Source organism: Pseudomonas sp. OTU5201 (assembly GCF_038440135.1).
In the GTDB taxonomy this organism is placed as follows: Bacteria; Pseudomonadota; Gammaproteobacteria; order Pseudomonadales; family Pseudomonadaceae; genus Metapseudomonas; species Metapseudomonas resinovorans.
Window position 1 is genome coordinate 25898 of the sequence record NZ_JASATC010000036.1, and the last position, 26560, is coordinate 52457.

Here is a 26560-nt window from a genome sequence, read left to right on the forward strand (position 1 = left end):
CCAGCCAATAGTGGGTGTGGCTAATCGATCCGTGTCTGGCGCAAGCGCAGCGCATTGAAGACCACCGACGCTGAGCTGATGCTCATCGCCAAGGCGGCAATCAGCGGTGACAGCAAGTGCCCCGTCAGCGGGTACAGCAACCCAGCCGCCAAGGGGATGCCCATGGCGTTGTAGAGGAAGGCGAAGGCCAGGTTCTGACGCATGTTCTTCACCGTGGCCACCGACAGGGTCCGTGCACGCAGGATGCCCATCAGGTCGCCCTTGACCAGCGTCACCTGAGCGCTGTTCATGGCCACGTCAGTGCCCGTGCCCATGGCAATACCCACGTCCGCCCGGGCCAAGGCCGGGGCATCGTTGATCCCGTCACCGGCCATGGCGACACGCCGGCCATGGCCCTGCAGGTCGGCGACCAGCTTCTCCTTGTCCTGCGGTTTTACTTCGCCATGCACCTCCCCGATCCCCAGCTGCCTGGCAACGGCCTTGGCCGTGGTCAGGCCGTCACCAGTGGCCATGATGACTTTCACGTCCACATCTTGCAGCCTGGAAACCGCCTGCTGGGAGGTTGGCTTGATCGGGTCGGAAACGGCCAGAAGCCCCGCCAAGCGACCGTCGACCGCCAGATAGATGATGCTGATGCCTTCCAGTCGAAGCTGCTCGGCAAGATCGCGTAACGGAGCAATGTCGACGCCTGCCTCATCCATCAAGGCCGTGTTACCCAGCTGCAATAGATGGCCTTCGACCATCCCCCTGACCCCGATCCCGGAACCCGACTCGAAGGTCTCCGGCTTGGCCAGGGCGAGCCCCGCGCTGCGGGCATGATCAACGATGGCATGAGCCAGTGGATGCTCGCTGCCCTGGTCGAGGCTGGCGGCCAGGCGCAATACCTCGTTGGCGATGTAGGTGCCGAGCCCTTGCGCACTGTGAAACACGGGACGCCCTTCGGTCAGGGTCCCGGTCTTGTCGACGATGAGCGTATCGATCTTGCACAGGTTCTCGATGGCGCTGGCATCGCGGAACAACACGCCACTGCCGGCGGCCTTGCCGGTCGCGACCATTACCGACATTGGCGTCGCCAGCCCGAGGGCGCAGGGGCAGGCGATGATCAGCACCGCCACCGCATTGATCAGGCCGAATACCCAACCCGACTCAGGCCCGAACAGCCCCCAGCCGAAAAAAGTCAGAATCGCGATCAGGATCACCCCGACCACGAAATAGCCCGCCACGGCGTCAGCCATGCGCTGCATGGGTGCCTTGGAGCGCTGGGCCTTGGCCACCATCTGCACGATCTGCGACAGCATGGTTTCGGCGCCAACCTTCTGTGCCTCCATGACCAGGCTGCCATGAGTGTTCATCGTGGCGCCGATCAATGCATCGCCTACCCGCTTGGTGACGGGCACCGGCTCGCCAGTGAGCATCGACTCGTCGACCGCGCTCTCACCCTCCAGAACCCTGCCATCCACGGGAACCTTCTCGCCAGGCCGCACACGCAGGTGGTCGCCCTGATGGACATGAGTAAGCGGAATATCTTCTTCCTGACCATCCGGAGCAATTCGCCGCGCCGTCTTCGGAGCCAGCCCCAGCAACGATTTGATGGCGGCAGACGTCTGCGAGCGAGCCTTGAGTTCAAGCATCTGCCCCAGCAGCGTGAGCGAGATGATCACCGCGGCAGCCTCGAAATAGACACCGATGCGACCATCCTGAACGAAGGCCGACGGGAACCACTGCGGCACCAGGGTGGCGGCCACGCTGTACAGGTAGGCCGCGGCAGTCCCCAACCCGATCAGCGTCCACATGTTAGGGCTGCGCAAACGGATGGAGTCGATGCCACGCCTGAAGAACACCCTGCCGCCCCAGAGCGTCACCGGTGTTGCCAGCACCAGCTCGACCCAGTTCTGGGTCGTGCCGTGTAGCAGTTGCAAGGAATGGCCGGCCATTGCCAGCACGGTCACGATCACGGTCAGCGGCAGCGTCCACCAGAAGCGCCGCGCGAAGTCCTTAAGCTCAGGATTCTCTTCCTCGTCCAGCTCCGGGATAACCGGCTCCAAGGCCATGCCACAGATCGGGCAGGTCCCTGGAGTGGGCTGGCGGATCTGCGGGTGCATCGGGCAGGTGTACTCGGCACCCTGACTTGCTGGGACCGATGGATGCGGCGCAGCGGCAGGCTGGTGATGCCCGGCGTGCGCCTGGTGGCTAATGTATTGATGGGGGCTGGTCTGGAATTTCCCCAGGCACTTTGCACTGCAGAAGCGATACCCCTTCCCCTCGAAAATCAGCTGGTAAGGGCTATCAGGCTTGACCTCCATGCCACACACCGGATCGTGCTGACTGTCCGAGTTCCCGTGCGAGTGATGGACATGATCCTGATCGTGATGGCAGGAAGGACTGGGCATGCGGGCTATGTCCTATCGTCGTCCTTGGAAACGGCAGAGCTGCCGGAGTGGGAGTGGCCACCGTGATTGTGGCCAAACAGATGCATCAGCGGGCACAGCAGCAGAATCAGATATGGCAGGGCCTGCGAAAGATGGCCGTAATGCTCACGCACCACATAAAAGGTGCCGATGACTGCCAGCATGATCAGCACAGTACCGAGCCGGGTTCTCCAGAAAGGTGGCTCAGTGGCGCCGGGGTGATGGGAGTGGTCCATGACAGTGACCTCAATCAGACGGTGTTGGGATAAGCATAGGCGGCTCAAGCCAGGCAGCATCGACACGCACGACAGCATCCAGCCCGCGATCGCCTTGAATCTCTCTGCTGGGAATAAAGGACGAGGCCGACACGGCGTCGCCAGACCAAAGGAGCAATCAAGAAAAGCCCGGAAGTGAAGAGGGGGTGTTGGCCACGAAGGGCCTCACATGCGAAGAGTCCGGTGAACGTTCCAGAGCTGGTTGCGGCTTCATCGCGGTGATGGCTAGAACGCCTGAACGGGCATCCCCTCACCGGCCTGCACCAATGCCAGCCGGTGTAGGGTGGTAGACGCCAGTTCCAGGTCATTGCCCTAGGTCACATCGAAACCCCATACATCGACCTGAGCGGTGCTGAACAACGCCAGATCTACCAGCGGCTTGAGGACTGGGAAGCTGCGGATGTGCTCGCGCAGGTCAACGCGGTAGCGCTTACCGTTGGCGAACACCACCAGCAAGGCATGCCTGCCGGCAATGGGTTCCATGCTACTGATCTTGGCTTCGCTGGTCATGGGTCAGTTCCTCCGGTTTTGCCCATCCCACTCACGCTGCAAATCATCCGTGTGGTCAGCTGTGTACGGTGGCCATAGGTAGGATTGTAGGGAAACTTTTTTCCCTAGGAACAGCGCGCCTATCGAGTGCTGCCATTCTCACAAAGGGTGTCTAGATCTGGGGTCATTCCTACGGGCCTCACTGTCAGCGATGCATCGAGCTCACGATGAAGACTGTGAGGCTCGCCTCTGCGGGCTTCCATTCCTTGAGTCTCCGCACCATGCCGGCGCTGAGCAACTGATGGCCTTGACTATGGCCGACGACCACGCCGTGCAGGAGGCCGCGTTTTATGAGGTGCCGAACTACTGCCGCAGCCCTCGAGAGCTGCGCAATGCGCTGACTCGGAATGACATCCAGGTGCGCTATGACGCCGTGGCGAAGTTCGTCGGCATCGAGGATTACGAGCGCGCCGGCGGCGCCGTTCGCCGTGACCTATTCAGCTCAGTGGACGATGCCTATTTCATCGACTCAGTCCTGCTCGAAAAGCTGGCCTGCGAGAAGCTGGAGCCGCAAGCGGAGGCGCTGCGCGCTGAGGGCTGGAAGTGGGTCGATATCGTGCCGCGCGATGTGTCACTACACGCCTTCTCGCGTGTGCATTCGAAGCCGGTGGATCCGACCCCAGAGTTTCTGGTCGAGAAGGCCCGTCGGGAAGGCAACATCGAGCGCCTGGAGGGTGAAATCGCGGACGCCTCGAATGCGGATGATTGGGACAAGGTTGAAGAGTGCGATGCACTCGCCGATGAGGCACGTGAAGCGCTTGATGCCCTGGAGCGCAGCTCTACCCGCGCCTATGCCGCCGAGGACGTGGCCCGTGCTGGCTGTGTCATCTATATCCACCGCGCGGTTCATCGCGGTCTGGTGAAGCCGGAGGATGCAGTCCAGGAAGAGAACGAGCAGGACGCCGGAGAAGGGCTTGGCGATGGTGGCGAACAGGAGCCCGAGAAGACTGCGCGACTGTCCGACCGAATGGGCCGCCAGCTGACGGCTCACAAGACAGCCGCCCTGCAGGTCGAGCTGGCTCGGAATCCTCAAGTGGCGCTGGCCACGGCGGTGCACGGGATGGCAATGCGGGTGCTGCACGGCGAGTATTACTTCAATTTCAAGCTGCCGACTGGTGTCAGTCTGACCTCGCGCGGCGGACTGACCGAGTTGGCCGACGATCTCAAAGGGGGCATGGCCCTGCAGGCGATGGAGGAGCTGATCACGCACTGGCGTGAGCGCCTGCCTTCCGATCCAAAGGAGCTGTTCGCGGCGCTGCTGGAACTGTCCCTGGAAGACTTAGCCGCACTGTTTGCCATGTGCGCCGGTACCGACGTCGACGTGGTGAGCGACAAGGGCACCAAGGGCGACAGCGCCGCTGATGTGCTGGCCAGCACACTGGGCCTCGACATGCGGAACTGGTGGCAGCCCACCGCTGACAGTTACTTCTCGCTGGTGCCGAAGGGCCTCTCCCTGGAGGCCATGCAGGTAGTCGCCCCGGCCGAGGTGGCTCGCCTGTCCACCCTGAAGAAAGGCGACCTCGCCAGCGAGTCGGGTCGCTTGGTCGAAGGGACGAGCTGGCTGCCGGCGATCCTCACCAGCCACGAACCGCAGGCATAGGAGGCACCATGGCCCAGCGCGCAGCGCCACTGATGTGGCGCTACTCGCTCCAGTGGTGCTTGCCGCACAGGCCGTGCCCAGGCCTCCGCGAGCTGTTGATTAGTTCAACTGCGATTAATAAAGACCAGGGGGACGCTCCCCCTGGACCCCCATCCTTCTACACAAAGGGGCTCTACCCCTTGTCATCCCCATTTTTCGCCGGGGCGGCGCGAGCAGAAGTTTCTGTCCTTGCGTCGGTGAATCGCCCCAAAACGCGCCATTATGTGCCGGGGGCGAACGGACCTTACTGCAGCCGGTTTCGAAAGCCCTTCGGCTGAGCCAACCATGAGACTGATTCCATGACCAAGGCACGGTATGTTCCACCCAAAGTGTGGCAGCACCTCGCTCCATCTGGTGGTGAGTTCGCCAATATCAACCGGCCGGTCGCCGGGCCGACCCACGAAAAGGAGCTGCCAGTAGGCAAGCATCCGCTGCAGCTCTACTCTCTCGCCACACCCAATGGCGTGAAAGTCACGATTCTGCTGGAAGAGCTGCTGGCACTGGGGCACCGCGACGCCGAGTACGACGCCTGGCTGATTCAGATCACCGAAGGCGATCAGTTCTCCAGCGGCTTTGTCGAGATCAACCCCAACTCGAAGATTCCGGCGCTGGTGGACCGCAGTTCGGCAACACCTATCCGTGTGTTCGAGTCAGGCTCGATCCTGCTGTACCTGGCGGAAAAGTTTGGCCGGTTTCTCCCAACCGATCCGGCGGGCCGCACCGAGACCTTGAACTGGCTGTTCTGGCAAATGGGCGCGGCGCCCTACCTGGGCGGTGGCTTTGGCCATTTCTACGCGTACGCCCCCGAAAAGCTCCAGTACCCGATCGATCGTTTCGCGATGGAGACCAAGCGGCAGCTGGATGTGTTGAACCGCCGGCTCAGCGACCATCGATATCTGGCAGGCGACACCTACACGATCGCTGACATCGCCGTATGGCCCTGGTATGGCGCACTGGTGCGCGGGCATCTGTACTCGGCGGCTGAATTCCTTTCCGCCCATGAATACACCCACGTGCTGCGCTGGGCGGAGGAAATAGCCCAAAGACCAGCAGTGAAACGTGGCCGGCGGGTAAATCGTGTCTGGGGTGACGAGGCTGATCAGCTTCCCGAGCGCCACCGGTCGTCCGACCTGGATTAGCTCGGCTGCGTTCCGTGATCTCTAGATTGGTGGTAACACGGTTGCTGCTGGCCAAAGCCGATCTCAATCAAGGCGTATGGCCACCACTTCAGCCATCAGCCTTCTGCCCCGCTTCTGCCAGTATCAACTGGCCGTAATCGGCCGATTCTGTTGAAAAACTCCGTTCGAGACTTCTGCCCACAAAAGTGCATTGCGTACTCTGAAATCTGAGTCATTTCCGTGGCAGAACTGCCTTGGATTTCACTTAGCAACGCGCAAATCAGCCACTTTTTGGGCTATGGAAAGGTGGTTCCGCCCAACACCGCCTTTTTCAACAGAATCGGCCAGAAGCAGCCATTCAGAATGATGGTCTTCGACTCAAGGTAAACAGTTATTAGGGGCAGACCGTCAAACCGGCTCCTTGGGCAACCTCCAACCTCCGCACCATGCCCATCGCCCCTAACTGAGGGGCCTGCTGCCGTAGTAGTGTTAAGCGTTGACCGAGCGTCGTAGCGACGACGGGGGCACCCCCAGCAAGCGCATGAAGCTGCGCCGCATGCGCTCGACGTCGCCAAAGCCACATTCGGTGGCCACGCGTTGTACCGAGTTGGCGCCGTCCTCGAGTGCAGTGCGAGCGGCCTCGACGCGCAAGCGCTCAACGGCCTTGGCCGGGGTAACGCCGGTCTTGGCGCGGAACTCCCGCGCGAAATGACGCGGGCTCATGCAGGCGATGGCCGCGAGATCTTCGACGCTATGTCGCTGCGCGAGATGGCAGCGTACATAGTCGAGCAGCACGTCGAAGCGGTCGTGCGAGCCCTGCATCGTGAGCAACGCGGAGAACTGCGACTGCCCGCCTGGCCGACGGTAGTAGACGACCAATTCCTGGGCGACGCTGCGTGCTAGCTCGTGGCCATGGTCCTCGGCAATCATGGCTATCGCGAGGTCGATGCCGGCGCTGATTCCGGCACTGGTCCACACGGACTCCTCCTTGACAAAGATGCGGTCGGCGTCGAGATGCACGTCCGGGAACTGGCGCTCGAACTGCCCGGTGCGCGACCAGTGCGTCGTCGCACTGCGCCCATCGAGCACACCTGCCGCGGCGAGCAGCAGGCTGCCCGAGCAAACGCTTGCCACGCGTACCTGCCGGGCCACCGCGCGGCGCACGAAATCCAGCAGGCGCTCGTCATTCATTGCCTGATCGACGCCATCTCCGCCGGCTACCAGCAACGTATCGATGTCGGACAGCTGGGGCAGCTGTTCGGCCTGCCAGGCCACGCGCACCGAACTCTGCACCAGCCCAGGCTCGAGGGCTACGACCTGAATGGCGTAGCCCCCCGCCGCCTCGAAGGCCGCGATCGGCCCGGCCGCATCGAGCAGCTGGAAGCCTGGAAACACGAGCATGGCAACGCGGCGCGACATGGCAGTAATAGAGGTCTGGCTGGATATCCAGCCATAGAATTAGCCCAGGGCGCTAGCCGCGTCAAAACCATCTGCTCCTCCCGCCGTAGGAAGAGCGAAACTGGCTTCAATCGCAATGACTGCTTACATCTGGAGAGCCCCAAGAGCTAACGGCTGTTAAACCTTCTTGAAGCGCCACCATCTGCAGCGCGGGTATGCCGCTATTGCCGCACTGCTTCACCACGAACTGTAGCCGGCGCTGGGCTTATGACCGGCCACTTCCTTACGTTGCGGATTCGGCACTTAGCGCTGCTCAGCAGGGCTACGTAGTCGCTCAAGAAACTCCACATAGACCCGCGCTGTCAGCGTCGGCGCCTCCATCATTGGCAAGTGTCCGATCCCAGGTAGTCGCCGCACCTGCGCCTGCTTCAGCCGCGCGCGCAGCGCCCACGCGCCCGATGCGTCGAACAGGCGGTCTTCCTCGCCCCATAACACCAGCACGGGCACGCGCAGTTCGCCGATACGCGCGTCAAGCAAATACCGGTCCTGCAGTTGCTCGTTCCACAGTCTTTGGTTCGACGTCGCGCCACCGATCGCATCGGCCCGAGCCGCGTGCAGGATCGGATACGGCAGGAAGGGGCGCTGCTCGAATAGCAGCGCGAGCATGCGCTCGAACGCCGCCTCGTCCCTCGCGATCAATGGGCTCTCACCGGCCTCGATCGCTGCGTCCATCCGACTGCGTCGGGACGTGCGAATGCCGTGCGGCGCGCCGATGAATGCAAGGGTGGCAACACGTTGCGGTGCGCGCATCGCGAGCAGCGCAGCCAGGGTGCCCCCCATCGAGCTGCCGGCAATATGGACACGCTCGAGGCCCAGGCGCTCGAATAACGTCTCAAGCCGTGGCAGCTGTGCGGCATAGCCGTACGACTCGCCGGCTAAGCGACTGCTGCCGCCGAATCCGGGAAGATCCGGCACGATGACGCGGTAACGGTGAGTGAGTTGCCGCGCAAAGTCGACCCAGTGGTCCTTCTCACCGAAGATGCCGTGCAGCAAGACCACCACCTCGCCCTGGCCACCCTCCAGATAGCGCACCTCATGCGTGCCTAAACTCACCGCTCGCTCCGAGAGCCCGGCGACAGCGCGGTTTAATTCGACCAGAGGCGGTTTCCACAGTGCCGGTGCCAGATAGAAGGTTGCCAAGGCGCTGGTCAGCAGCGTGACGGCCAGGGCGGCCACGCATTTAAGCTTCAAGATGGAATGTCTCCTGCAACTCGGCGCTCATTGAGTAGCCAATTGCGAGGCCGTGGCGATCAGGCGGTGATAGAAGGCGATCATCTCGGCGTAGTTTTCGATCGAGATGCGCTCGTTGGTGCCGTGAAAGCGCGACAGGTCGCCCTCGGTCGCGCGCACCGGCGAGAAGCGGTAGACGTGGTCGGCGATTGGCAGCATGTGGCGCGAGTCGGTGGCCGCTACCATCAGGCCTGGCGCAACGATGGTGCCCGGAAAGATCTCGCGAATGGTGGCGTTCATCAGGCGGTACGAGCCCGACTGCGTGCCGGAGATCGGCGAGGCTTCGGAGACCATGCCCTGACGACTCACCTGCACGGAGGGGTTATCGATAACCGCATGCGTATGCTCGATCACCTCGTCCTGAGTGTCGCCAGGCAGCATGCGCACGTTCACGAGCGCCTCCGCGTGCGCGGGCACTACGTTCACCTTGTTGCCCGCGTGAATTACCGTCAGCGCCGACGTGGTGCGCGTGAAGGCATTCGAACTCTTGGTCTTCTCGAGTTCGCGCTTGACCAGCGGGCCGAACAACCACAGGTTGGACAGCAGCACGCGCTGGACTCCGCGCATTTCGGGGGCGAGGGTGTCGAACATCTCGGCCGCCACCCCGCCAATCGCGGCCGGCATGGGGTTCTGCTCAAGGCGCGCCAGCGCGGCGCTGAGCAGGCCGATGGCCGTCTCGCGCGGAGGCATCGAAGCATGGCCGGGCTCATCATGCGTGGACAGCGACAGCGTCATGATGCCCTTCTCGGCCACGCCGATCAGCGCAACCGGCTTGTCGAAGCCCTTTAGCACGCCCTTGGTTATCAGCGTGCCCTCGTCCATGACGAAGTCCAGTTGGACCGACCGCGCTGCCAACAGCGCGGCGATCTCTTTCGCGCCGCGACTGCCGCCGACTTCTTCGTCGTGGCCGGCCGCGATGTAAATCGTTCGCCTCGGCCGGAAGCCCTGGGCCAGCAGGGTTTCTATGGCCTCCAACATTGACAGCAGATTGCCCTTGTCGTCCCAGGAACCTCGGCCCCAGATATAGCCGTCCTTGATGGTGCCCGCGAAGGGATCGACAGACCAGTTCTTCTCAGTGCCTTCGGCGATGGGTACCACATCCTGGTGCGCCATCAGCATGAACGGCTTGGCCTGTGGGTCGCTCCCCTCCCAGGTGTAGAGCAGGCTGTAGCCTCCTACCAGTTCGCGCTTGAGCGTGCGGTGCACCAACGGAAACGCGTCCTGCAGGTGTTTGTGCAGCTTGAGGAACTCGGCCGCCGCATGGTCCGGCTTGCCGTCGTACGAAACGGTGCGCAGCCGCACTGCCGCGGCGAGCCGTTCAGCGGCTGCCAGGCCATCGATCTCGGCATGCGTCACTGCCTTCACCGCAATCTGCTTCGACTCCTTAAGATAAGTGTTCGCCACTAGCGCGAGCGCCAGGGCCACCAATGCCGCCAGTAGCCCTAGTAACGATTTTTTCAACATCAGTGAACTCCTCCACGAAACTGCTTGATTGCGGCTCACGGGGCATGCTTCGGCTGGGCCTGACTTCGATGGGAGCCACATAAACAAGCCTGCACCGGCGATCGCCGGCACGCTGCTACTGCCGCGCCACAGCCTCGGCGATGCGCGCTTCGACATAAGCCACGCGCTCGGCCTGCAGCGCGCACAGGTGCTCGACCAGCGCAGGGCCGGCCTTCTCGGGTGAGCCGCAGTCGAACGGCGGCTCGGGGTCGTACTCGAAGGCCAGTTGCAGTGTCTTGGCCACGTCGTCACCGGCCAGTTCGGCGGCCAGGGCGAGACCGAAGTCGATGCCGGCCGTCACCCCGCCGCCGGAGATGCGATTGCGGTCGCGGACGATGCGTCTTGCCACAGGCTCCGCACCAAAGCGCGGCAGGTACTTGCGCCACATCCAGTGGCACGCCGAGCGGTAGCCCTGCAGCAGCCCGGCGGCGCCAAGCAGCAGCGCACCGTTGCACACCGAGGTGACATAGCGCGCGTCCTCGCCGTGGCGGCGCAAGAAGGCCAGCGTATGGCTGTCGTTGAGTTGGTCGCCAATGCCGAAGCCGCCGGGCACACACAGCACGGTCAGTGGCGGGCAGTCGGCGAAGGTTGTGGTCGGCACGATCTCGAAGCCAACGTCGGTGACCACCGGATCGCGGGTCTTCCACACCAGATGCACTGTGGCATCCGGCACACGGCTGAGCACCTGGGCCGGCCCGGTCAGGTCGAGCTGGGTGACATGGGGAAAGAGGAGGAATCCGATGTGGATGGGGGTGTTCATCGTGCACCTGGCGACGTAGTGAGGGCAGGCCACCAGAATCGTCGCCTGGCGCTATGGCTGCAATGTCGCACTTACAGCTTTTTCTGCCATCAATATCGAACCGTGCCGAGCACGTTGCCAGAGTTGTGGACCTCGACACCGACCACGAGCATGTCGCGCACTAACCCCGCACAAGTCTGCCCTAGCAACGCTTGGCCTTCGCTGTGCAGACTACGAAGTGGCCGGCGCGGTAACGCCCTCTACAGAGCCGGTATATGCATACGACTGCACTGACAGCGGGGTAGCATAAACAGCCTCGGCTTTTCCCAAGACAGTCCCGGCAGTGTCCTCGGCTCGTGGCGTTCTGCCTCGGCTGAGGCTACGCCACTATGGCCTCTAATCAATTCCCGCTGTCTGCTTCGCGGCAACCGGCTCGCTCCTGGTCCAGAGGCGGACAGATGTACAGCGACCGCATGGTTTCGACACATGCTCGCCTAACGGCATCCAGTCACCTCAGCGCGGCAAACTTATTCGCGCGAGCTCGGCAAAGTACCGGGCACCAGTGGCTAAGATGGCGTCGTTGAAATCGTAGTTGGCGTTGTGGAGCGGGACAGCTCCGTCTTGCCCTGATGCGCCATTACCGATGAAGACGAAGCACCCTGGCACCTTCTGGATGAACGCGCCGAAATCTTCCGAGATCATCACGGGCTGGACATCCGCGTCCAGTGACGCACTGCCGACGACGGTACGCGCCGCTTCGACAGCGATGGCGGTATTGGCGACCCAGTTAACGGTTGGCACGAATTCATGCGTGTATGTTAGCGCTGATGCGATTTTGACCCAGGCTTCTGATTTTGACTGACCCAAATGCAGCCTCCGAGATCCCGCGCAAGGCCATCGTTTGCTGAGTACTCGGGCGGGTCAGTGAATTCCGGCAGCCTGGGTCAAAATCGCATCAGCACCAACAGACACGTAACAGCAGTACCCAAGAACAAGCGAATACTGGCCCATCTTGCGGTAGATCCAAGAAAGCTTCGAGACGCACACGGATCATCGTTCCCTTCAAACTGACCTAGAAACGGGCCTTGGCCGCCTGCTGGCGGTCGAAGGTCTGGCTTTCCTGATAAACTTGCCGGCCATCGCGCATGATCCGGATCTGCGCCGTATAGCCGAACGTCCCGTCCTTGCGTTTCCGCTTCCTGATAGTCGCCATAGGTTATTTGGTACATGAGCTTTCTGGGTTGGTGCATTGTACCAGTGACACCCCAAAAACAAGCGGAAACAGCAGAAAACGGCAGGAAACCAGAAGTACCGAGATGCCCCCAAGATCAGCCTCTACGCCAGCAACCACGCGCCCTGCTCTGTCCCGCCGCTTCTCCGTGGCGCCGATGATGGATTGGACGGACCGCCATTGTCGTTTCTTCCTGCGCCAGCTGTCGCAACATGCCCTGCTCTACACCGAAATGGTGACCACGGGCGCGCTGCTGCGTGGCGACCATGAACGCTTCCTGCGCCACGACGAGGCGGAGCATCCGTTGGCGCTGCAGCTGGGTGGCAGCGTGCCGGCAGAACTGGCGGCCTGCGCAAAGATGGCGCAGGAGGCGGGCTACGATGAGGTGAACCTGAACGTCGGCTGCCCCAGCGACCGGGTGCAGAACAACATGATCGGCGCCTGCCTGATGGGCCATCCAGCACTGGTCGCCGATTGCGTCAAGGCGATGCTCGATGCGGTGGTGATTCCGGTGACGGTTAAACACCGCATCGGCATCAATGGCCGGGACAGCTACGAGGAACTCTGCGACTTCGTCGGCCAGGTGCGTGAAGCCGGCTGTCGCAGCTTCACCGTGCATGCGCGCATCGCCATCCTGGAAGGACTTTCGCCCAAGGAGAACCGCGAAGTTCCACCGCTGCGCTATGAGGTGGCAGCACAGTTGAAACGGGACTTCCCGGATCTGGAGCTGATCCTCAACGGCGGCATCAAGACCCTCGACGAATGCCGTGAGCACCTGAAGATTTTCGACGGTGTGATGCTGGGTCGCGAGGCGTACCACAACCCCTACCTACTCGCCGAAGTGGATGCCGACCTGTTTGGCTGTGCCGGTCCGCAGATCAGCCGCGCCGAAGCCCTCCAAGCCATGCGCCCCTATATCGAACGCCATATTGAGGAAGGTGGCGTAATGCATCACATCACCCGCCATATGCTCGGCCTGGCCCAGGGCTTTCCCGGCGCCCGACGCTTCCGCCAGTTGCTGTCGGTCGACGTGCACAAGGTCGCCGACCCGCTGGCGTTGCTGGATCAGGCGGCGGAGCTGCTGCGCGGCCGCTGAGTGGAGATCGACGCTTCCCAGGCCGGTGCCAGGCGAAAACGACTGCCACCCCGGGCGACCACCAGGCCGCGATCCACCATGCGCCCCAGTACCTGACGTACGCTGACCAGCGACAGCGGCTCACCTGCCTCCACCAGGCGCTCATGAAGAGCGCGGCTGGGAATGTCGCTACCGTCCTGAGAGGCGATGCAGAGTATTTCCAGCACCTTGAGACGCAGCATGCTGGTCTTCAGCCCTGCCTGCTGCAGCATCTGCCGCACCTGGCGGTGATCCAGGTTCAGAAGACTTCGCTCCTCCCTCAGGCCCATGGGCGGCGGGACGACCTGCTTGGCTCGGGGCAACGCATGTACTCGCATCAGGACCTCCTTGTTGATCATTGGCTTGCGTGGCGCAAAGCTTCGGGCCGAATCTCCTGCCGGCCTGTTTCCCGACGTTCTCGGGCTCTCATAGAAGAAGACGGACGAGCGAGGAAAAACCGCAATAAGAAAGCGAAATATTTTTCCCTGGGGAACCTGCTCCCCCCTTTTCCCGGTCTGTTGAGTTGGGCAGGCCAATGGCCTGTAAAAAGCCCTTACGCCCCCGTTGAGCAGCCCCGGCAGCTCGGGTAAGGTCGGATCATCCGCCACGACAAGGTTTCGCCATGACCTCCAAGCTGGACCAACTCAAGCAATACACCACTATCGTCGCCGACACCGGCGACCTCGACGCGATTGCGCGCCTGAAGCCGGTCGACGCCACCACCAACCCTTCCCTGCTGCTGAAAGCTGCCGCCATGCCGCGCTATGCCGAATTGCTCGACAGCGCCATGGACGGCGCCGGCGATGACCTGGGCTTGGCCTGCGACCGTTTCGGCGTGGCTGTAGGCCAGGAAATTCTCAAGGTGATACCGGGGCGCATTTCCACCGAGGTGGATGCCCGCCTATCCTTCGACACCGATGCCACCCTGCGTCGCGCCGAGCGCCTGATGGGTCTCTACGAAGAGGCCGGCATCGGTCGTGAGCGTGTACTGATCAAGATCGCCTCGACCTGGGAAGGCATTCGCGCCGCCGAACAGCTGGAGCGCGCAGGCATCCAGACCAACCTGACCCTATTGTTCAACTTTGCCCAGGCGGCGGCCTGTGCCGACGCCGGTGTCTTCCTGATCTCGCCCTTCGTCGGCCGCATTTACGACTGGTACAAGAAAGCCGAAGGCCGCGACTTCGCAGGCAGCGAAGACCCTGGCGTGCAGTCTGTCTCACGCATCTACCGCTACTACAAGGCCAATGGTTACCGGACCGTGGTGATGGGCGCCAGCTTCCGCAACCTGGGACAGATCGAGGCACTCGCCGGCTGTGACCGACTGACCATCAGCCCGGAGCTGCTGCAGAAGCTGGCTGACGATCACGGCGCTCTGGAGCGCAGCCTGGCTCCAGGAAGCGACGCCGAAGCTCGCGTCGTGCTGGACGAAATAGCCTTCCGCTGGCAGCTGAACGAGGATGCCATGGCCACCGAGAAGCTGGCCGAAGGCATTCGCCTGTTTGCTCGCGACCAGGAAAAGCTGGAAGCCCTGCTCGCCTCCCGCCGCTGAAACGCGAACGCGCGCAGCGGTTGCGGGCTGCGCGCGTTTTCATTTGCGGAGAAGTAACGACGGATCAGTGGCGTTCGAGTGCGCTGACCAGGTCGTGAAAGGCTTCGCGGTTGGACTCATTGAGTCCCATGAGAATTCGATGGGCTTCCAGCACCTTGGTGCGGACCACTTCCTCAGTCTGGTCCTGCGGCGGCAGGTCTTCCAAGCATTCCGGGCAAGGTATTGGCGTCCCGACGATATTGAACACCTGGTCGAATCCCATCGACTGCAGCAGCCGCGTGATATCGGGATGGGTGGTCACTACCGTGGGCAACAGGCCCACTTTCTGCCGCGAAAGGATCGACAGCTTGGCCAGAAGCCCCAGGGTGGTGCTGTCGATGCTCTGGGTTTCGGTCAGGTCGATCACGATCGCCGAGAAATTCAGCGCCGAGAAGATCTTTTCAATGGTCGCATCCAGGGCCGAACACAGGGTCAGGCGGATTTCCCCGACAAACTTCAGGACGAACGTCCCATCCTGCTCGGCAAACTGGATTTTACCGGTACTCATGCAAGGTTCCTGCTCAAAACCAGCAAGGCGATATCATCCGGCATCTCGCCCAAGCTGGCCAGTCCAAATACTTGTCGCAAGCCATCCAGACTGCCACCTGCCGCACAGACCATCTCTGGCAGCGCGGCTTCCTTATCTTTGAGGGTATCCCCGGGTAAAAGGTCCAAGATCCCGTCGGAGAGCAAGGTCAGGCTGAAGGACGACGGCAGATCGATGACCCGATCATCATAGCTCGCCTCTTCGAACAGCCCCACTGGTAGCCCCTTGCCGGCCAGGTAGGAGGCTTTGCCCTCGCTATACAGCACCGGCAGCGGCAAATGCCCACCAATGCTGTACGTCAGTTGACCGCGCTCCTCGTCGATCACGCCACCGAGCATGGTCACGTGCTTGCCCAGCTTGGTATTGATCAGGCCGCGGTTGATGTGTCCAAGCACCTCGGAAGGTCTGAACTCAGGCAACATGCCATTACGCCGGGACTCATAGAGCAGGCGCGTTGTCATGAATTTGAGCAGAACGGTCACGAAGGCCGAGGACGCGCCGTGGCCGGAAACGTCCGCCAGGTAGAAGGCAACCCGACGGTCGTCCACACGGAAGTAGTCGACGAAGTCCCCTGAGAGGTACAGCGACGGGATGATCTGGTGGGCGAAACGCAGGCCGTCCACTTCCCAAGGCGTCACCGGCAACATGTTCATCTGCACCTGGCGCCCGGCGTTCTGGTCTTCCTGCAGCAGGTGCAGGCTGGCTTGCAGCTCCCGGTTGGCGGATTCCAGCTTTTCCCGGTAGCGGCGGTTTTCCAGACGCAGGGCCGCGCGATCGAGCGCGCGACGCACCGAATGTTCGAGAACGGCCAGGTCTTCCAGGGGCTTGATCAGGTAGTCCGCCGCGCCCAGGCGCAGAGCTTCGACAGCATCGCTCATGACGCCGGCGCCGGAGACCACCAATACAGGGGTTTCTGATTCCAGTTCGGAAATGCGACGGATCAGCTCCAGGCCATCGACCTGAGGCATGCGCAGGTCGCAGATCACCAGATCCGGGCGCTCCTGCTCGAAAACCTGCAGCCCTTGCAGGCCGTTACTGGCCTGCCGAACGCTGAATCCACTGTCTTCCAGATAGGCCGCGAGGCTTGCGCGCACTACCTCGTCGTCATCAATAATCAGCAGCTTGGCACTGGGATTGTGCATGGAGTATCCAGGCAAACGGCGCCAGGGATGGGTTGTTGTAGCACCCGACCTAAGGCCCGAGCACGAGTACGGGGGTTCGCTTTACGGCGCAGACGGTACTCCCATCCGCAGGGCGATTCAAGCTTGCGCCGCGAGTCGGACTCTGCCTTTACACCTGAAATCGCTGGAAGTTATAAGGGGCTCAGCCCCACTCCATGACGAGAAGAGGATCAGCGCGTGAGCCTGGACGACCGCAACTACAGCGAGAAGCGCGACTTCATCCGGATGCAGGTGCAGACAAAAGCCATCCTGGAACACGCCGGCCAGCAGTACCCTGCCCTTTGCCTGGACCTTTCCAGCACGGGGATGCAGCTCGAAGTGAACGCCAAACTGGCAGTTGGCGATCGCGTTCGCGTGCTGATCCCTTCCGAGCACAGCGCGCTCAAGGGCCTGGAAGCCGACACCGAAGTGGTGCGGATCGGCGAGAATGAAAACGGCAGTCGGACCCTCGGTCTGGCCATAATCAGCATGCGCTAATCGTAAAAGCCAGAAACGAAAAAGGCGACCCTGAGGTCGCCTTTCTTCATGATGCCGAGATCGGACCAGCAGACTTAGAAGTCGTCCTCAACCTCGCCATCCTTCACCTTGAACTCACGGTTCTGCAGGTAAGCGTTGCGGATGAAGATGTACTTGTCACCGGTGATCAGCTTCTCCGCGGACAGCAGGCTGGCGCGGGTATCCACGACATCGACCCCACGGGTCACGTTACGGGTCGGCACGTGGTCGATGTAGGGGTAAGGTTCGAGGAAGGCATCCGGAATCTTGCCGCCAGCATCTCGTACCGTGCTCGGGCCGAGGAACGGGATCACCAGATAGGGACCGCTGCCCAGGCCCCAGTAACCGAGGGTCTGGCCGAAGTCTTCGTCGTTGCGCTGCAGGCCCATGTGGGTGGCCACATCGAAGAAACCGAGCAGGCCGAAGGTGGTGTTGAATACCAGCCGGCCAGTGTCGACACCGGCATTGTGGAACTTGGCCTGGAATAGATCGTTGGCCAAGTTGCCGACATCTCCGACGTTGTTGAAGACATTGTGAATGCCGTCTTCGAGGAATTGCGGAGTCACCGCCTGGTAACCCTGGGCGATAGGCTTCAGCGCGTAGGTGTCGAGGGTGTCGTTGAAGCGGAACATCGCACGGTTGAAGCCCTCCCAGGGGTCATCCTCAGCGGCGCTGGCAGAGACGGGTAGTACCGCCAGGGTAACGCAGGCCAGTACACGGCCCAGATGATCGAGCCACCGAGTACCGATCAATCGCATTGCAGACTCTCCTTGAGAAAAGTAGTGTGGCGGCCCGCCGCCCAGTCAGGGCGCGCAGTATAAGGCCATCGCCCGTATTGGGCAGCATAGCGGACTGCCAGCATGCCGAAAAAACCTTGCTTCATGTCGCACGCATTCCCGTTCGTTGGGGCGATATGGACAGCTACGGCCACGTCAACAACACCCTCTACATCCAGTACCTGGAAGAAGCGCGGGTAGCCTGGTTCGAGAGACTCGGGATCGCCATGAACAACGTGTCCCAGGGTCCGGTGGTACTACAAACGCTGCACACCTGCCTCAAGCCCGTGGCGCATCCGGCTACCTTAGTCATCGAACTTCATGCAGGCCCCGTGGGCAACAGCAGCCTGGTGGTGGAGCACCGACTGAGCACCCGTGAAGACCCGCCCCCCTTTACGGCGAAGGCCATTGCAAGCTGGTCTGGATCGACCTCGCCACAGACAGATCGGCTCCCGTGCCTGATGACCTGCGCCTGGCCATGGGGGCTGGCCAGCGGCAGTAACCTCGCTGTCATCCAGGGCGGTTAGTCTGCGCCAGACCTCGTCAGGATGACGCTGATGCCCCAGAGCCAACCGCCCGCCTTCACCGCCCTCCTATTCGGCCTTTCCGGCTGCCTGGTGGACTTCGGTGCCCGCACCTTGCCGCTGGCACTAGCCCGATTGTTGCCGGACTGTCCGGCACCGCGCCTGGCGGAAGCTGCCTCCCTGCCCCTGCGCGCCGCCCTCGACTGCGCACTTGGCTCCCCCGCCAGCGAAGAGCTGTTCCAGGCGCTCCAACAACAGTTGCTGGACGCTGCCGGCGAACACGCCGAAGCCGTCACCAACCTCGATGAGTTGGCCAACCTGGTGAGTAGCACCCAGGTTCCCTGTGCCTGGCTCGACGACCTGCCCACCCCAGCCAGCTGGCGCCTGGCCACCCCTCTGCCCGCCTGGCTGAGAGGCAGTGAAATCAGCAGAGCGCGTCCCTGGCCGGCGCCGGACAGCTGCTGGCAAGCCCTGGCAGGGCTTGGCGTTTCACGCCTGGAAGGCTGCGTGCTAATAAGCGCCAATCCGCGCCTGCTGCTGGCCGGGCTGAATGCCGGACTCTGGACCATTGGCCTTGCCACCAGCGGCCCCCTGTGTGGGTTGGCACCGGCGGACTGGCAGGCGCTGGACAGAGCCGAGCGCGATCGACTGCGCGCCGCCGCCACCCTGGAGCTATACCGCCTGGGCGCCCATTCGGTGATCGACCACCTGGGTGAGCTCGCCCCCTGTCTGGCGGACCTCGCCTACCGCCGCGACAAGGGCGAGAAGCCCTGAGTGCAGAATTTGTATTTCAGGCTTGATCCGAGTCAGGCAGGCCTGTCCCGCCTGGATTAATCTCTAAGGCATGAGGGACCTTTGCCCCAGTGGCCAGGTCAACTCCTGAGACATTCGCAAAGGGAGAAAGACATGCCTGAACGCCTGCAGCAGCAACTGCAACAACTGCGCGACCAGTTGGCCGAGGAACCGCCGCTGGATGCGGAGGAACGCGCATCGCTGATCGAGTTGATGCAGGAAATCGAACTGCGCCTGGCCCGCGACGCTGCCATGGCGCCAGATGCAACCCTGGTGGACGGGGTCAACCTGGCCATCGAGCGCTTCGAAACCCGTCACCCCACCCTCGCCGGAACCTTGCGCAATATTATGCAAAGCCTGGCGAATATGGGCATCTAGTCCGCCCCAAATGAAAAACCCCGACTTCGAGTCGGGGTTTTCGTTACTGCCGCACCAGCCGGCGATTATCAGCCTGCACCGTGTGGGTGCTGCGGTACGGGTTGATGTCCAGCCCGCCGCGGCGCACGTAACGCGCATATACGGTCAGCAGCTCCGGCACGAGCAACCTCTTGAGGTCGAGGAAAATCCGCTCCACACACTGCTCATGGAAGTCGGCATGCTGGCGAAAGCTCACCAGATAGGCCAGGAAACTGGCGTGATCCAGCCGTTTCGCCCCGCGATACGCGACGACCACAGTGCCCCAGTCCGGCTGGCCGGTAACCGGGCAGTTGGATTTCAGCAGATGGCTGTGGAGCGTCTCTTCCGCCGTCTGCCCGGCTTCGGCGCGCAGCAGTTCGGGCTGCGGATGCTCGTAGCCGCCGATGGTGACATCCAGCTCATCAATGCAGATGCCTGGCAAGCTGGCGACACCCTCGGCTTCCACCGCTGTCAGGCTGCGTACGCGCACCGCGACTGGCGCACCGGCTGCCGCACTCAGGTCCCTAGCCAGCACCTGCTCCAGTTCAGCCGCACTGGCATAGACAGACTGGTTCAGCGAATTGAGGTAAAGCTTGAAAGACTTGGATTCGATGATGTTCGGCGAATCGGCCGGAATGGCGAACTCACCGATCGCGACCACCGGCTTGCCGGACGGCGTGAGCCAGGACAGCTCATAGCAGTTCCAGAAATCCACGCCCTGATACGGCAGGGTTGCGGCAGTCAGGCCCAGCTCGTTCCACTTGGTCACGCGGGAGATGGGGAACAGCAACTCAGGGCTGTAGGAGCTGACGTACTCGCTGGATTTGCCCAGCGGCGAATGTTCGGCGGGGTGATGCATGAGCGGGTGAACCTGAAAGTGCGGGAATCGCGCAATTGTATACAGTCGGGCGGCTGCTGAAAAATCTGCGGCACCAACGGCGTCGCTGCATTACAACTTTGTCAGCTTGCCCTGCCCGGCCGGCGAGCACGGTATAAAGCAGCAGACCAAGCCATGAGCCCACCATGAAGCTATTGATAGTCGAAGATGAACCCAAGACCGGCCAGTTCCTGCGCCAGGGCGTGCTCGAAGCCGGTCTGGCTGCCGACCTCGTCACCAATGGCCTGGAAGGCCGGGACCTGGCTCTGACCGGCAGTTACGACCTGATCATCCTGGACGTGATGCTCCCCGGCCTCGACGGCTGGCAGGTGCTACGCAGCCTGCGCCAGGCAGACCTGCAGACACCGGTGCTGCTCCTTACCGCACGGGATGCCGTGGAGGAACGCGTCCATGGCCTGGAACTGGGGGCAGACGATTACCTGATCAAACCCTTCGCCTTCGCCGAACTCCTTGCCCGCGTGCGCACCCTGTTGCGCCGTGGCGCCGCCGCGCCCCAGGAAACCAGCCTGGAACTTGCCGACCTGCGCATGGACCTGCTGAGCCGGAAGGTCGAGCGCAGTGGCCGTCGCATCGACCTCACCACCAAGGAGTTCTCCCTGCTGGAATTCCTGCTGCGACGCCAGGGCGAAGTGCTGCCCAAGACGCTGATCGCCGCCCAGGTCTGGGACATTCATTTCGACAGCGAAACCAACGTCATCGAAGTTGCCGTCCGCCGGCTGCGGGCCAAGCTCGACGACGATTTCCCCACCAAACTGATCCATACCGTGCGCGGCATGGGTTACGTGCTGGAGGCGCGCGAAAGCTGATGCGCGGACTCTCCCTCACAGCCCGTCTGGGTCTGCTGTTCGCCGCCTGCACGGCCACTGTGTCGCTGATCGCTGGGGTATTGTTCAGCCGCGCCAGCGAAGCGCACTTCATCGAACTCGACCAGCAACTGCTGGATAGCCGCCTGAGAGCCTTTCGCACTCTGGTCAGCGATGTGGACAGCCCCGCGGCCTTGGTGCCTCGTCTGAACGCTCTGCAAGCTGAGCTACGCCTGCATCCGGACTTGGCCCTGCGCCTGGAAGGCCACGACAACCGCTACTGGTTCAACAGTGCCGATGGCCTGCTCGCGCCGGGTCGTGACGGGCTGCATGACTGGCAACAGGATGGCACCGACTACCGGGTCTACAGCGCACTGTTGCGACCGGATGCCCCCAATTCGCCACGCCTCACGCTGGCCCTGGACATTACTCACCACCAGCACTTCCTCGAACGCATGCAGCGGCTGATCTGGCTCACCGTAGGGCTCTCCGCCCTGGCCACTGCCCTGCTGGGCGCCTGGGCAGCGCGCAGTGGCCTGCGCCCGCTGCATCGCATGGCCCAAGTGGCCGCCGGAGTGTCCGCCAGTTCACTGACCGCCCGCCTGCCCGACGATCAGGTTCCCCCGGAGCTGGTGGAACTGGTGCGCGCCTTCAATGCCATGCTGGCCCGGTTGGATGATGCCTTCCAGCGGCTCTCGGCCTTTTCTGCCGACATCGCCCACGAGTTGCGCACGCCGCTGTCCAACCTGCTGACCCAGACCCAGGTGATCCTCAGCCAGGATCGCGCGACAGACGATTACCGCGAAGCCCTGCATTCCAATCTGGAAGAGCTGCAGCGCCTGGCGCAGATGGTGGGCGACATGCTGTTCCTGGCCAAGGCCGAACACGGCCTGCTGCCTACCCGACGCGAGCCCCTGGAGCTGGCCGACGAACTGGATGCCCTACTGGACTACTTCAGTTCCCTGGCCGAGGACCGCCAGATCGCCATGAGTCGTAGCGGCGACGCCAGCTTCAGCGCTGACCGCAGCATGCTGCGTCGCGCGCTATCCAACCTGTTGGACAACGCCCTGCGCTTCACGCCGGAAGGCGGTCGGATCGAAGTCAACCTGACCAGGGACGCCCGCAGCCTGCAACTGACAGTGACCAACAGCGGTCCGGACATCCCCACCGAACTGCTGCCACGGTTGTTCGATCGATTCTTCCGCGCCGACCCCGCCCGCCGCGAGGGCCGCGAGCATGCCGGCCTGGGTCTGGCCATCACCCGTTCCATCGTTCGCGCCCACGGCGGCGATATCCGCTGCGAATCCGCCAACGGCCGGACATGCTTCACCCTGGAGTTTCCCACCCCCTGAAACGCAGAAGGCGCACCATCTGGCGCGCCTTCTCGACAGCTAACCCGGATCAACCCTGTGCGGTCGACCAGTCGATCATGCCGAACTGCCAGGTCGCCAGGATCAGCAGGCCGAAGCCGATGCGGTACCAGGCGAACGCCGCGTAGCTGTGGCTGCCGATGAACTTCAGCAGGCTGCGTACGGCAATCATGGCGAAGACGAATGACACCACCGAACCCAGGGCAAACACCGGCAGGTCGCTCGGCTGGAACAGGTCGCGGTACTTGTAGCCCGAGTAGACGGCGGCGCCAACCATGGTGGGCATGGCGAGGAAGAAGGAGAACTCGGTGGCGGCCTTGCGCGACAAGCCGAAGAGCAGGCCGCCGATGATGGTCGCTCCGGAGCGCGAGGTACCCGGCACCAGCGCCAGGCACTGGGCGCAGCCAACCTTGAGCGCATGCTTCCAGGTCATTTCGTCGACGGTTTCGGCCTGCACCTGGTGCTGTCGCTGCTCGGCCCAAAGGATGATCACACCGCCTACCACAAGGGCCGAAGCCACGGTGATGGGGTTGAACAGGTAATGATGAATCACATCGGCAAAGGCCACACCAAGGACCACCGCCGGAAAGAACGCCACCATCAGATTGAGGGTGAAACGTCGAGCACCGCGCTGGGTGGGCAACCCGACAACGACGTCGAAGATCTTCCGCCGATACTCCCAGACCACCGCGAGAATGGCCGCCAGCTGAATGATGATATTGAAGGCGATGGCCCGTTCACCGGTGAAACCCAGCAGGTCCGCGACCACGATCTGGTGGCCGGTGCTGGAGATCGGCAGGAACTCCGTCAGGCCTTCGACAACCCCCAGAATGATGGCCTGCAAGGCCGTCCACAAATCCATTGAAACTCTCCCCGAGGCGCGCTCTTAAGGCGGCCTTTTCGTTACGAATGCGCAGGTGATTGACACCACGAATGTGCCGAACGGCGATGAAACCAGGTGCCAGCAAGCAGGTTCCGGGACGAACGAGCCTTCAGCTTTGCCCCGAAGCGCCGAAATGCTAACAGAGAGCCAATGGGAAATCGCGGCTAAAGGCTGATTGATAAAAGCCAAGCCGCCTGCTCTGCTTCAAGCACGCAATCAATAACAAGAAACCAGGAGTTCCCGCCCCATGCACAGCTTGCGCAACCTGCCGATCAGCCGCCGTCTCTGGCTGATTCTCATCGTCGCGGTCTTCATGCTGGTCATCCTCGGCTTACTGATGCTGCAGCAGATTCATAGCGACCTCTACCAAGGCAAGGAGCAGAAGACCCGCCACGTGGTCGAGACGGCCACCAGCGTGCTGCAGTTCTTCCAGGCTCAGGAAGCCGCAGGCACCCTGCCCCGCGAAGAGGCGCAGAAGCAGGCGATGCAAGCGATCCGCACCCTGCGCTACGACAAGGGCGACTACTTCTGGATCAACGACCTGACGCCGCGCATGATCATGCACCCGACCAATGCCAAGCTGGAGGGTCAGGATCTCTCCGGCTACAAGGACCCCGACGGCAAGGCGTTGTTCAACGAGATGGCGCAGGTGGCCAAGTCACAGGGCGCCGGTTTCGTCCACTACCGCTGGCCCAAGCCCGGCGCCAGTGATCCCGTGCCGAAGGTGTCTTACGTGCAGTTGTTCGCGCCCTGGGGCTGGGTGATCGGTTCAGGAATCTACATCGACGACATGCAGGCCGAGTTCCGTGACCAGGCCATTCGTGCCTCCGCGGTAGGCCTGGCGATTGCCGCGTTCATGGCGCTGCTGGTCATCTTCATCGCCCGCAGCATTACCCGGCCCCTGAACCAAGTCGTCTCCGCCATGGCCCGGATCGCCAGTGGTGAAGGCGACCTCACCAGCAGCCTGGATACCCATGGCCGAGACGAAATCACCGCGCTAGGCGGCCACTTCAATGCCTTCACCGGCAAGCTGCGTGGGGTCATCCGCCAGTCCCTGGACGCGGCAAACGCCCTCGACCAGGCCGCCAGCAACCTCGACGGCATTGCCAGCCTGGGGCTGCGCCAGAGCGAACAGCAATCCCTGCAGATGGAACAGGTGGCCACGGCCATCAACCAAGTCACCTATGGCGTACAGGACGTAGCGAAGAACGCCGAGCACGCGGCCAGCGAAGTGCGCCACGCCGAAGAACAGGCTCGCCAGGGGCACGACAACATCGACAGCAGCCTGCGACAGATCGACCAGCTCTCCTCGACCATCACCAAGGCGGTGGACGTCATCCAGACCCTCGCCCAGGAAAGCGCCCAGATCGGCAGCGTGCTGGAGGTTATCCGCTCCATCGCCGAACAGACCAACCTGCTGGCGCTGAACGCCGCCATCGAAGCCGCCCGCGCCGGCGAGCAGGGGCGCGGCTTCGCGGTGGTGGCCGATGAGGTTCGCTTGCTGGCCCAGCGCACCCAGAAGTCCACGGCGGAAATCCAGACCATGATCGAGCGCCTGCAGCAGAACTCAGAGGCGGCGGTGCAGGTCATCGACGAGAGCAGCCGCGCCTCCCTCGCCACAGTGGAACGCGCCAGTCAGGCCGGCGAGAGCCTGGCGCAGATTGCCCAGGCGCTGCGCACGCTGACGGGTCTTAACGCCTCCATCGCCAGCGCCACCCTGCAGCAATCCCACGTGGTCGAAGACATCAACCAGAACGTCACCCAAGCGGCAGGCCTGGCCCATGACAGCGCCAGCGCAGCGGAACAGACCACCGACGCCAGCCAGCGTCTGGGTCAACTGGCCGATCAACTCACCCGCCTGCTGGGGCAGTTCCGGGTGTAACCACAACCAGCCGAAACCGCAGCAAGCCGCTACAATCGGCGGCTTTCTCACATGGAATTGGCAAGGTGTCTTCTTTCGAACTCAGCGCCGCGGCCCTCGGCGTGCTGGCGGTATGGCTCACTGTCCGGCAGAACCCTTGGTGCTGGCCGATCGGCCTGATCATGGTGCTGATGTACAGCTGGATCTTCTTCGAGGTGAAGCTGTACTCGGACATGCTCTTGCAGCTGATTTATGCCGTGTTGCAACTTTACGGCTGGTGGCAGTGGACCCGTGGCGGCCTCCAGCATGATGGTCGCCAGGTCAGTCGTCTGGGCGCACGACCACTGAGCCTGGGTCTGCTGGCGGGAACAGCCGGTAGCCTGGCCTTGGGCTATGGCATGGCGACCTGGACCGACGCCGCGGCTCCCTGGTGGGACGCTGCGCTCACGACCTTCAGCCTGGTGGCTCAGTTCTGGATGGCGCACAAACGCCTGGAATGCTGGCTGCTCTGGATTGTGCTCGACCTGCTCTTCGTCCTGCTGTTCCTCAGCAAGGGGTTGTATCTGACCGCCGCGCTCTATGGACTCTTCACCCTGCTGGCCATGCAGGGTTGGCGCACCTGGCGACGTGAGCTGGAGCCCGCTACGGCATGAAAGTACTGGTGCTTACCGGGCCCGAGTCCAGCGGCAAGAGCTGGCTCGCGGCGGAGCTGCAGGCCAGGTTCGGCGGCCTGCTGGTGGGCGAGTACGTGCGCCACTTCATCGACCACGAGCAGCGCGACACGTGCTATGCCGACATCCCGGCTATCGCCCGTGGCCAGCTCGATTGGGAAGACCGGGCACGCGCCAAGGCGCCTCCCCTGCTGATCCTCGACACTCACCTGCTCAGCAACATCCTCTGGAGCCGCAAGCTGTTCAACGATTGCCCCGACTGGCTGGAAGCCGAGCTGCGTGCACGCCATTACGACCTGCATCTGCTGCTGAGCCCGCAACACGTGGAATGGGTCGACGACGGCCAGCGCTGCCAGCCGGAGCTGACCGAGCGCCAGACCTTCTTCGAGGATTGCCGCACCTGGCTGGAAGGCGCGGGCCAGGCCTTTGAGGTGATCGAGGGCGATTGGGAGACGCGCCACCGGCAGGCCCTGCAGCAGGTTAATCGCTGGCTACGCTGACCTAAAGCGCT

At 62.6% G+C, this 26560-nt stretch carries 26 protein-coding genes and 2 pseudogenes; 13 read left to right on the forward strand and 15 right to left on the reverse strand.

The genetic code is table 11. The features are described 5' to 3' along the window. Positions 1-20 precede the first annotated feature (20 nt). The 3 genes from AAHM40_RS20520 to AAHM40_RS20530 all read right to left on the reverse strand — a co-directional run bounded on the left by AAHM40_RS20520 (position 21) and on the right by AAHM40_RS20530 (position 3193). Positions 21-2390: a heavy metal translocating P-type ATPase gene (locus tag AAHM40_RS20520; RefSeq protein WP_342246292.1), complete on the reverse strand. Its 2370-nt coding sequence runs from the start codon at positions 2388-2390 to the stop codon at positions 21-23. A gap of 5 nt (positions 2391-2395) precedes the next feature. After that, positions 2396-2644 carry a DUF2933 domain-containing protein gene (locus AAHM40_RS20525; RefSeq protein WP_342246293.1) on the reverse strand — a complete coding sequence of 83 codons (249 nt, stop codon included), beginning with the start codon at positions 2642-2644 and terminating at the stop codon, positions 2396-2398. A gap of 351 nt (positions 2645-2995) precedes the next feature. Continuing rightward, the gene (locus tag AAHM40_RS20530; RefSeq protein WP_342246294.1) at positions 2996-3193 is read right to left on the reverse strand and encodes a hypothetical protein; all 198 of its coding nucleotides are present in this window, start codon (positions 3191-3193) and stop codon (positions 2996-2998) included. A 280-nt stretch (positions 3194-3473) separates the two neighbouring features. Between AAHM40_RS20530 and AAHM40_RS20535 the strand changes: the two genes are divergently transcribed. Next, complete coding sequence (locus AAHM40_RS20535; RefSeq protein ID WP_342246295.1) at positions 3474-4832, forward strand: hypothetical protein; 1359 nt, start codon at positions 3474-3476, stop codon at positions 4830-4832. A 338-nt stretch (positions 4833-5170) separates the two neighbouring features. Further along, positions 5171-6010 (forward strand): glutathione-dependent disulfide-bond oxidoreductase, encoded by an 840-nt coding sequence (yghU, locus tag AAHM40_RS20540; RefSeq protein WP_342246296.1) that lies wholly within the window; start codon positions 5171-5173, stop codon positions 6008-6010. Between the two features lie 468 nt (positions 6011-6478). Here yghU and AAHM40_RS20545 read toward each other — a convergent pair whose 3' ends face one another. The 6 genes and pseudogenes from AAHM40_RS20545 to AAHM40_RS20570 form a co-directional block, all read right to left on the reverse strand. Beyond that, the gene (locus AAHM40_RS20545) at positions 6479-7408 is read right to left on the reverse strand and encodes a GlxA family transcriptional regulator (protein ID WP_342246297.1); all 930 of its coding nucleotides are present in this window, start codon (positions 7406-7408) and stop codon (positions 6479-6481) included. 282 nt (positions 7409-7690) lie between these two features. Continuing rightward, positions 7691-8638 carry an alpha/beta fold hydrolase gene (locus AAHM40_RS20550; protein ID WP_342246298.1) on the reverse strand — a complete coding sequence of 316 codons (948 nt, stop codon included), beginning with the start codon at positions 8636-8638 and terminating at the stop codon, positions 7691-7693. A 27-nt stretch (positions 8639-8665) separates the two neighbouring features. After that, the gene (locus tag AAHM40_RS20555) at positions 8666-10297 is read right to left on the reverse strand and encodes a M20 family peptidase (protein WP_342246299.1); all 1632 of its coding nucleotides are present in this window, start codon (positions 10295-10297) and stop codon (positions 8666-8668) included. After that, positions 10257-10940 carry a DJ-1/PfpI family protein gene (locus tag AAHM40_RS20560; RefSeq protein ID WP_342246300.1) on the reverse strand — a complete coding sequence of 228 codons (684 nt, stop codon included), beginning with the start codon at positions 10938-10940 and terminating at the stop codon, positions 10257-10259. The genes AAHM40_RS20555 and AAHM40_RS20560 overlap by 41 nt, the downstream gene beginning before the upstream one ends. A gap of 492 nt (positions 10941-11432) precedes the next feature. Then, entirely contained in the window at positions 11433-11786 is a 354-nt protein-coding gene (locus AAHM40_RS20565) for a M20/M25/M40 family metallo-hydrolase (protein ID WP_342246301.1), read from the reverse strand. A gap of 214 nt (positions 11787-12000) precedes the next feature. Continuing rightward, positions 12001-12132, reverse strand: a pseudogene (locus tag AAHM40_RS20570) (site-specific integrase); the annotation flags it as partial. A gap of 103 nt (positions 12133-12235) precedes the next feature. On the opposite strand from AAHM40_RS20570, the gene dusA reads away from it, so the two are divergent. Beyond that, a complete protein-coding gene (gene dusA / locus AAHM40_RS20575; protein ID WP_342246302.1) occupies positions 12236-13246 on the forward strand; it encodes a tRNA dihydrouridine(20/20a) synthase DusA in 1011 nt (336 codons plus the stop codon). On the opposite strand, the gene AAHM40_RS20580 is transcribed toward dusA, so the two are convergent. After that, a complete protein-coding gene (locus AAHM40_RS20580) occupies positions 13216-13602 on the reverse strand; it encodes a hypothetical protein (RefSeq protein WP_342246303.1) in 387 nt (128 codons plus the stop codon). The two genes, dusA and AAHM40_RS20580, sit on opposite strands and share 31 nt — an antisense overlap. A gap of 284 nt (positions 13603-13886) precedes the next feature. Here AAHM40_RS20580 and tal point away from each other — a divergent pair, with 284 nt between their 5' ends. After that, complete coding sequence (gene tal / locus AAHM40_RS20585; protein WP_342246304.1) at positions 13887-14813, forward strand: transaldolase; 927 nt, start codon at positions 13887-13889, stop codon at positions 14811-14813. 64 nt (positions 14814-14877) lie between these two features. Here tal and rssC read toward each other — a convergent pair whose 3' ends face one another. Together rssC and rssB are read right to left on the reverse strand one after the other, a co-directional pair. After that, entirely contained in the window at positions 14878-15360 is a 483-nt protein-coding gene (gene rssC / locus AAHM40_RS20590) for an anti-sigma factor antagonist RssC (protein ID WP_280286332.1), read from the reverse strand. Continuing rightward, a complete protein-coding gene (gene rssB / locus AAHM40_RS20595) occupies positions 15357-16541 on the reverse strand; it encodes a two-component system response regulator RssB (protein WP_342246305.1) in 1185 nt (394 codons plus the stop codon). Before rssB ends, rssC begins: the two co-directional genes overlap by 4 nt. A gap of 216 nt (positions 16542-16757) precedes the next feature. On the opposite strand from rssB, the gene AAHM40_RS20600 reads away from it, so the two are divergent. Further along, a complete protein-coding gene (locus AAHM40_RS20600) occupies positions 16758-17057 on the forward strand; it encodes a PilZ domain-containing protein (RefSeq protein ID WP_342246306.1) in 300 nt (99 codons plus the stop codon). A 74-nt stretch (positions 17058-17131) separates the two neighbouring features. Here the strand turns inward: AAHM40_RS20600 and AAHM40_RS20605 are convergent, their stop codons facing one another. Beyond that, the gene (locus tag AAHM40_RS20605; protein ID WP_342246307.1) at positions 17132-17833 is read right to left on the reverse strand and encodes an MlaA family lipoprotein; all 702 of its coding nucleotides are present in this window, start codon (positions 17831-17833) and stop codon (positions 17132-17134) included. 155 nt (positions 17834-17988) lie between these two features. Here AAHM40_RS20605 and AAHM40_RS20610 point away from each other — a divergent pair. From AAHM40_RS20610 to AAHM40_RS20620, 3 genes and pseudogenes are all read left to right on the forward strand, one after another. Continuing rightward, positions 17989-18353: pseudogene (locus tag AAHM40_RS20610) on the forward strand (acyl-CoA thioesterase). A gap of 55 nt (positions 18354-18408) precedes the next feature. Next, the gene (locus tag AAHM40_RS20615) at positions 18409-19149 is read left to right on the forward strand and encodes an HAD family phosphatase (RefSeq protein ID WP_342246308.1); all 741 of its coding nucleotides are present in this window, start codon (positions 18409-18411) and stop codon (positions 19147-19149) included. A 132-nt stretch (positions 19150-19281) separates the two neighbouring features. After that, on the forward strand, positions 19282-19545 hold the full coding sequence (locus tag AAHM40_RS20620) for a DUF4404 family protein (RefSeq protein WP_280286338.1): 264 nt from the start codon (positions 19282-19284) through the stop codon (positions 19543-19545). A gap of 43 nt (positions 19546-19588) precedes the next feature. On the opposite strand, the gene queF is transcribed toward AAHM40_RS20620, so the two are convergent. Beyond that, entirely contained in the window at positions 19589-20422 is an 834-nt protein-coding gene (gene queF, locus AAHM40_RS20625; RefSeq protein ID WP_342246309.1) for an NADPH-dependent 7-cyano-7-deazaguanine reductase QueF, read from the reverse strand. Between the two features lie 164 nt (positions 20423-20586). Between queF and AAHM40_RS20630 the strand changes: the two genes are divergently transcribed. Beyond that, positions 20587-21267: a heavy metal response regulator transcription factor gene (locus AAHM40_RS20630; RefSeq protein WP_342246310.1), complete on the forward strand. Its 681-nt coding sequence runs from the start codon at positions 20587-20589 to the stop codon at positions 21265-21267. Next, positions 21267-22616: a heavy metal sensor histidine kinase gene (locus AAHM40_RS20635; protein ID WP_342246311.1), complete on the forward strand. Its 1350-nt coding sequence runs from the start codon at positions 21267-21269 to the stop codon at positions 22614-22616. Before AAHM40_RS20630 ends, AAHM40_RS20635 begins: the two co-directional genes overlap by 1 nt. A 49-nt stretch (positions 22617-22665) precedes the next feature. Here the strand turns inward: AAHM40_RS20635 and AAHM40_RS20640 are convergent, their stop codons facing one another. Further along, complete coding sequence (locus AAHM40_RS20640) at positions 22666-23496, reverse strand: undecaprenyl-diphosphate phosphatase (protein WP_028630467.1); 831 nt, start codon at positions 23494-23496, stop codon at positions 22666-22668. 268 nt (positions 23497-23764) lie between these two features. On the opposite strand from AAHM40_RS20640, the gene AAHM40_RS20645 reads away from it, so the two are divergent. The 3 genes from AAHM40_RS20645 to AAHM40_RS20655 all read left to right on the forward strand — a co-directional run bounded on the left by AAHM40_RS20645 (position 23765) and on the right by AAHM40_RS20655 (position 26549). Beyond that, positions 23765-25399, forward strand: coding sequence for a methyl-accepting chemotaxis protein (locus tag AAHM40_RS20645; RefSeq protein ID WP_342246312.1), 1635 nt, complete (start codon positions 23765-23767; stop codon positions 25397-25399). 65 nt (positions 25400-25464) lie between these two features. Further along, positions 25465-26031, forward strand: a complete 567-nt coding sequence (gene pnuC, locus AAHM40_RS20650; protein ID WP_342246313.1) for a nicotinamide riboside transporter PnuC — start codon at positions 25465-25467, stop codon at positions 26029-26031. Continuing rightward, positions 26028-26549 (forward strand): AAA family ATPase, encoded by a 522-nt coding sequence (locus AAHM40_RS20655; RefSeq protein WP_342246314.1) that lies wholly within the window; start codon positions 26028-26030, stop codon positions 26547-26549. Before pnuC ends, AAHM40_RS20655 begins: the two co-directional genes overlap by 4 nt. Positions 26550-26560: the final 11 nt, after the last annotated feature.

Bases quoted from the DNA above. Each gene is read 5' to 3' on its own strand.
- AAHM40_RS20520 (WP_342246292.1), bottom strand. From the start codon at position 2,390: ATGCCCAGTCCTTCCTGCCATCACGATCAGGATCATGTCCATCACTCG.
- AAHM40_RS20525 (WP_342246293.1), bottom strand. From the start codon at position 2,644: ATGGACCACTCCCATCACCCCGGCGCCACTGAGCCACCTTTCTGGAGA.
- AAHM40_RS20530 (WP_342246294.1), bottom strand. From the start codon at position 3,193: ATGACCAGCGAAGCCAAGATCAGTAGCATGGAACCCATTGCCGGCAGG.
- AAHM40_RS20535 (WP_342246295.1), top strand. From the start codon at position 3,474: ATGGCCTTGACTATGGCCGACGACCACGCCGTGCAGGAGGCCGCGTTT.
- yghU (WP_342246296.1), top strand. From the start codon at position 5,171: ATGACCAAGGCACGGTATGTTCCACCCAAAGTGTGGCAGCACCTCGCT.
- AAHM40_RS20545 (WP_342246297.1), bottom strand. From the start codon at position 7,408: ATGTCGCGCCGCGTTGCCATGCTCGTGTTTCCAGGCTTCCAGCTGCTC.
- AAHM40_RS20555 (WP_342246299.1), bottom strand. From the start codon at position 10,297: ATGTCGAAGCGCGCATCGCCGAGGCTGTGGCGCGGCAGTAGCAGCGTG.
- AAHM40_RS20560 (WP_342246300.1), bottom strand. From the start codon at position 10,940: ATGAACACCCCCATCCACATCGGATTCCTCCTCTTTCCCCATGTCACC.
- dusA (WP_342246302.1), top strand. From the start codon at position 12,236: ATGCCCCCAAGATCAGCCTCTACGCCAGCAACCACGCGCCCTGCTCTG.
- AAHM40_RS20580 (WP_342246303.1), bottom strand. From the start codon at position 13,602: ATGCGAGTACATGCGTTGCCCCGAGCCAAGCAGGTCGTCCCGCCGCCC.
- tal (WP_342246304.1), top strand. From the start codon at position 13,887: ATGACCTCCAAGCTGGACCAACTCAAGCAATACACCACTATCGTCGCC.
- rssC (WP_280286332.1), bottom strand. From the start codon at position 15,360: ATGAGTACCGGTAAAATCCAGTTTGCCGAGCAGGATGGGACGTTCGTC.
- rssB (WP_342246305.1), bottom strand. From the start codon at position 16,541: ATGCACAATCCCAGTGCCAAGCTGCTGATTATTGATGACGACGAGGTA.
- AAHM40_RS20605 (WP_342246307.1), bottom strand. From the start codon at position 17,833: ATGCGATTGATCGGTACTCGGTGGCTCGATCATCTGGGCCGTGTACTG.
- AAHM40_RS20615 (WP_342246308.1), top strand. From the start codon at position 18,409: ATGCCCCAGAGCCAACCGCCCGCCTTCACCGCCCTCCTATTCGGCCTT.
- AAHM40_RS20620 (WP_280286338.1), top strand. From the start codon at position 19,282: ATGCCTGAACGCCTGCAGCAGCAACTGCAACAACTGCGCGACCAGTTG.
- queF (WP_342246309.1), bottom strand. From the start codon at position 20,422: ATGCATCACCCCGCCGAACATTCGCCGCTGGGCAAATCCAGCGAGTAC.
- AAHM40_RS20630 (WP_342246310.1), top strand. From the start codon at position 20,587: ATGAAGCTATTGATAGTCGAAGATGAACCCAAGACCGGCCAGTTCCTG.
- AAHM40_RS20635 (WP_342246311.1), top strand. From the start codon at position 21,267: ATGCGCGGACTCTCCCTCACAGCCCGTCTGGGTCTGCTGTTCGCCGCC.
- AAHM40_RS20640 (WP_028630467.1), bottom strand. From the start codon at position 23,496: ATGGATTTGTGGACGGCCTTGCAGGCCATCATTCTGGGGGTTGTCGAA.
- AAHM40_RS20645 (WP_342246312.1), top strand. From the start codon at position 23,765: ATGCACAGCTTGCGCAACCTGCCGATCAGCCGCCGTCTCTGGCTGATT.
- AAHM40_RS20655 (WP_342246314.1), top strand. From the start codon at position 26,028: ATGAAAGTACTGGTGCTTACCGGGCCCGAGTCCAGCGGCAAGAGCTGG.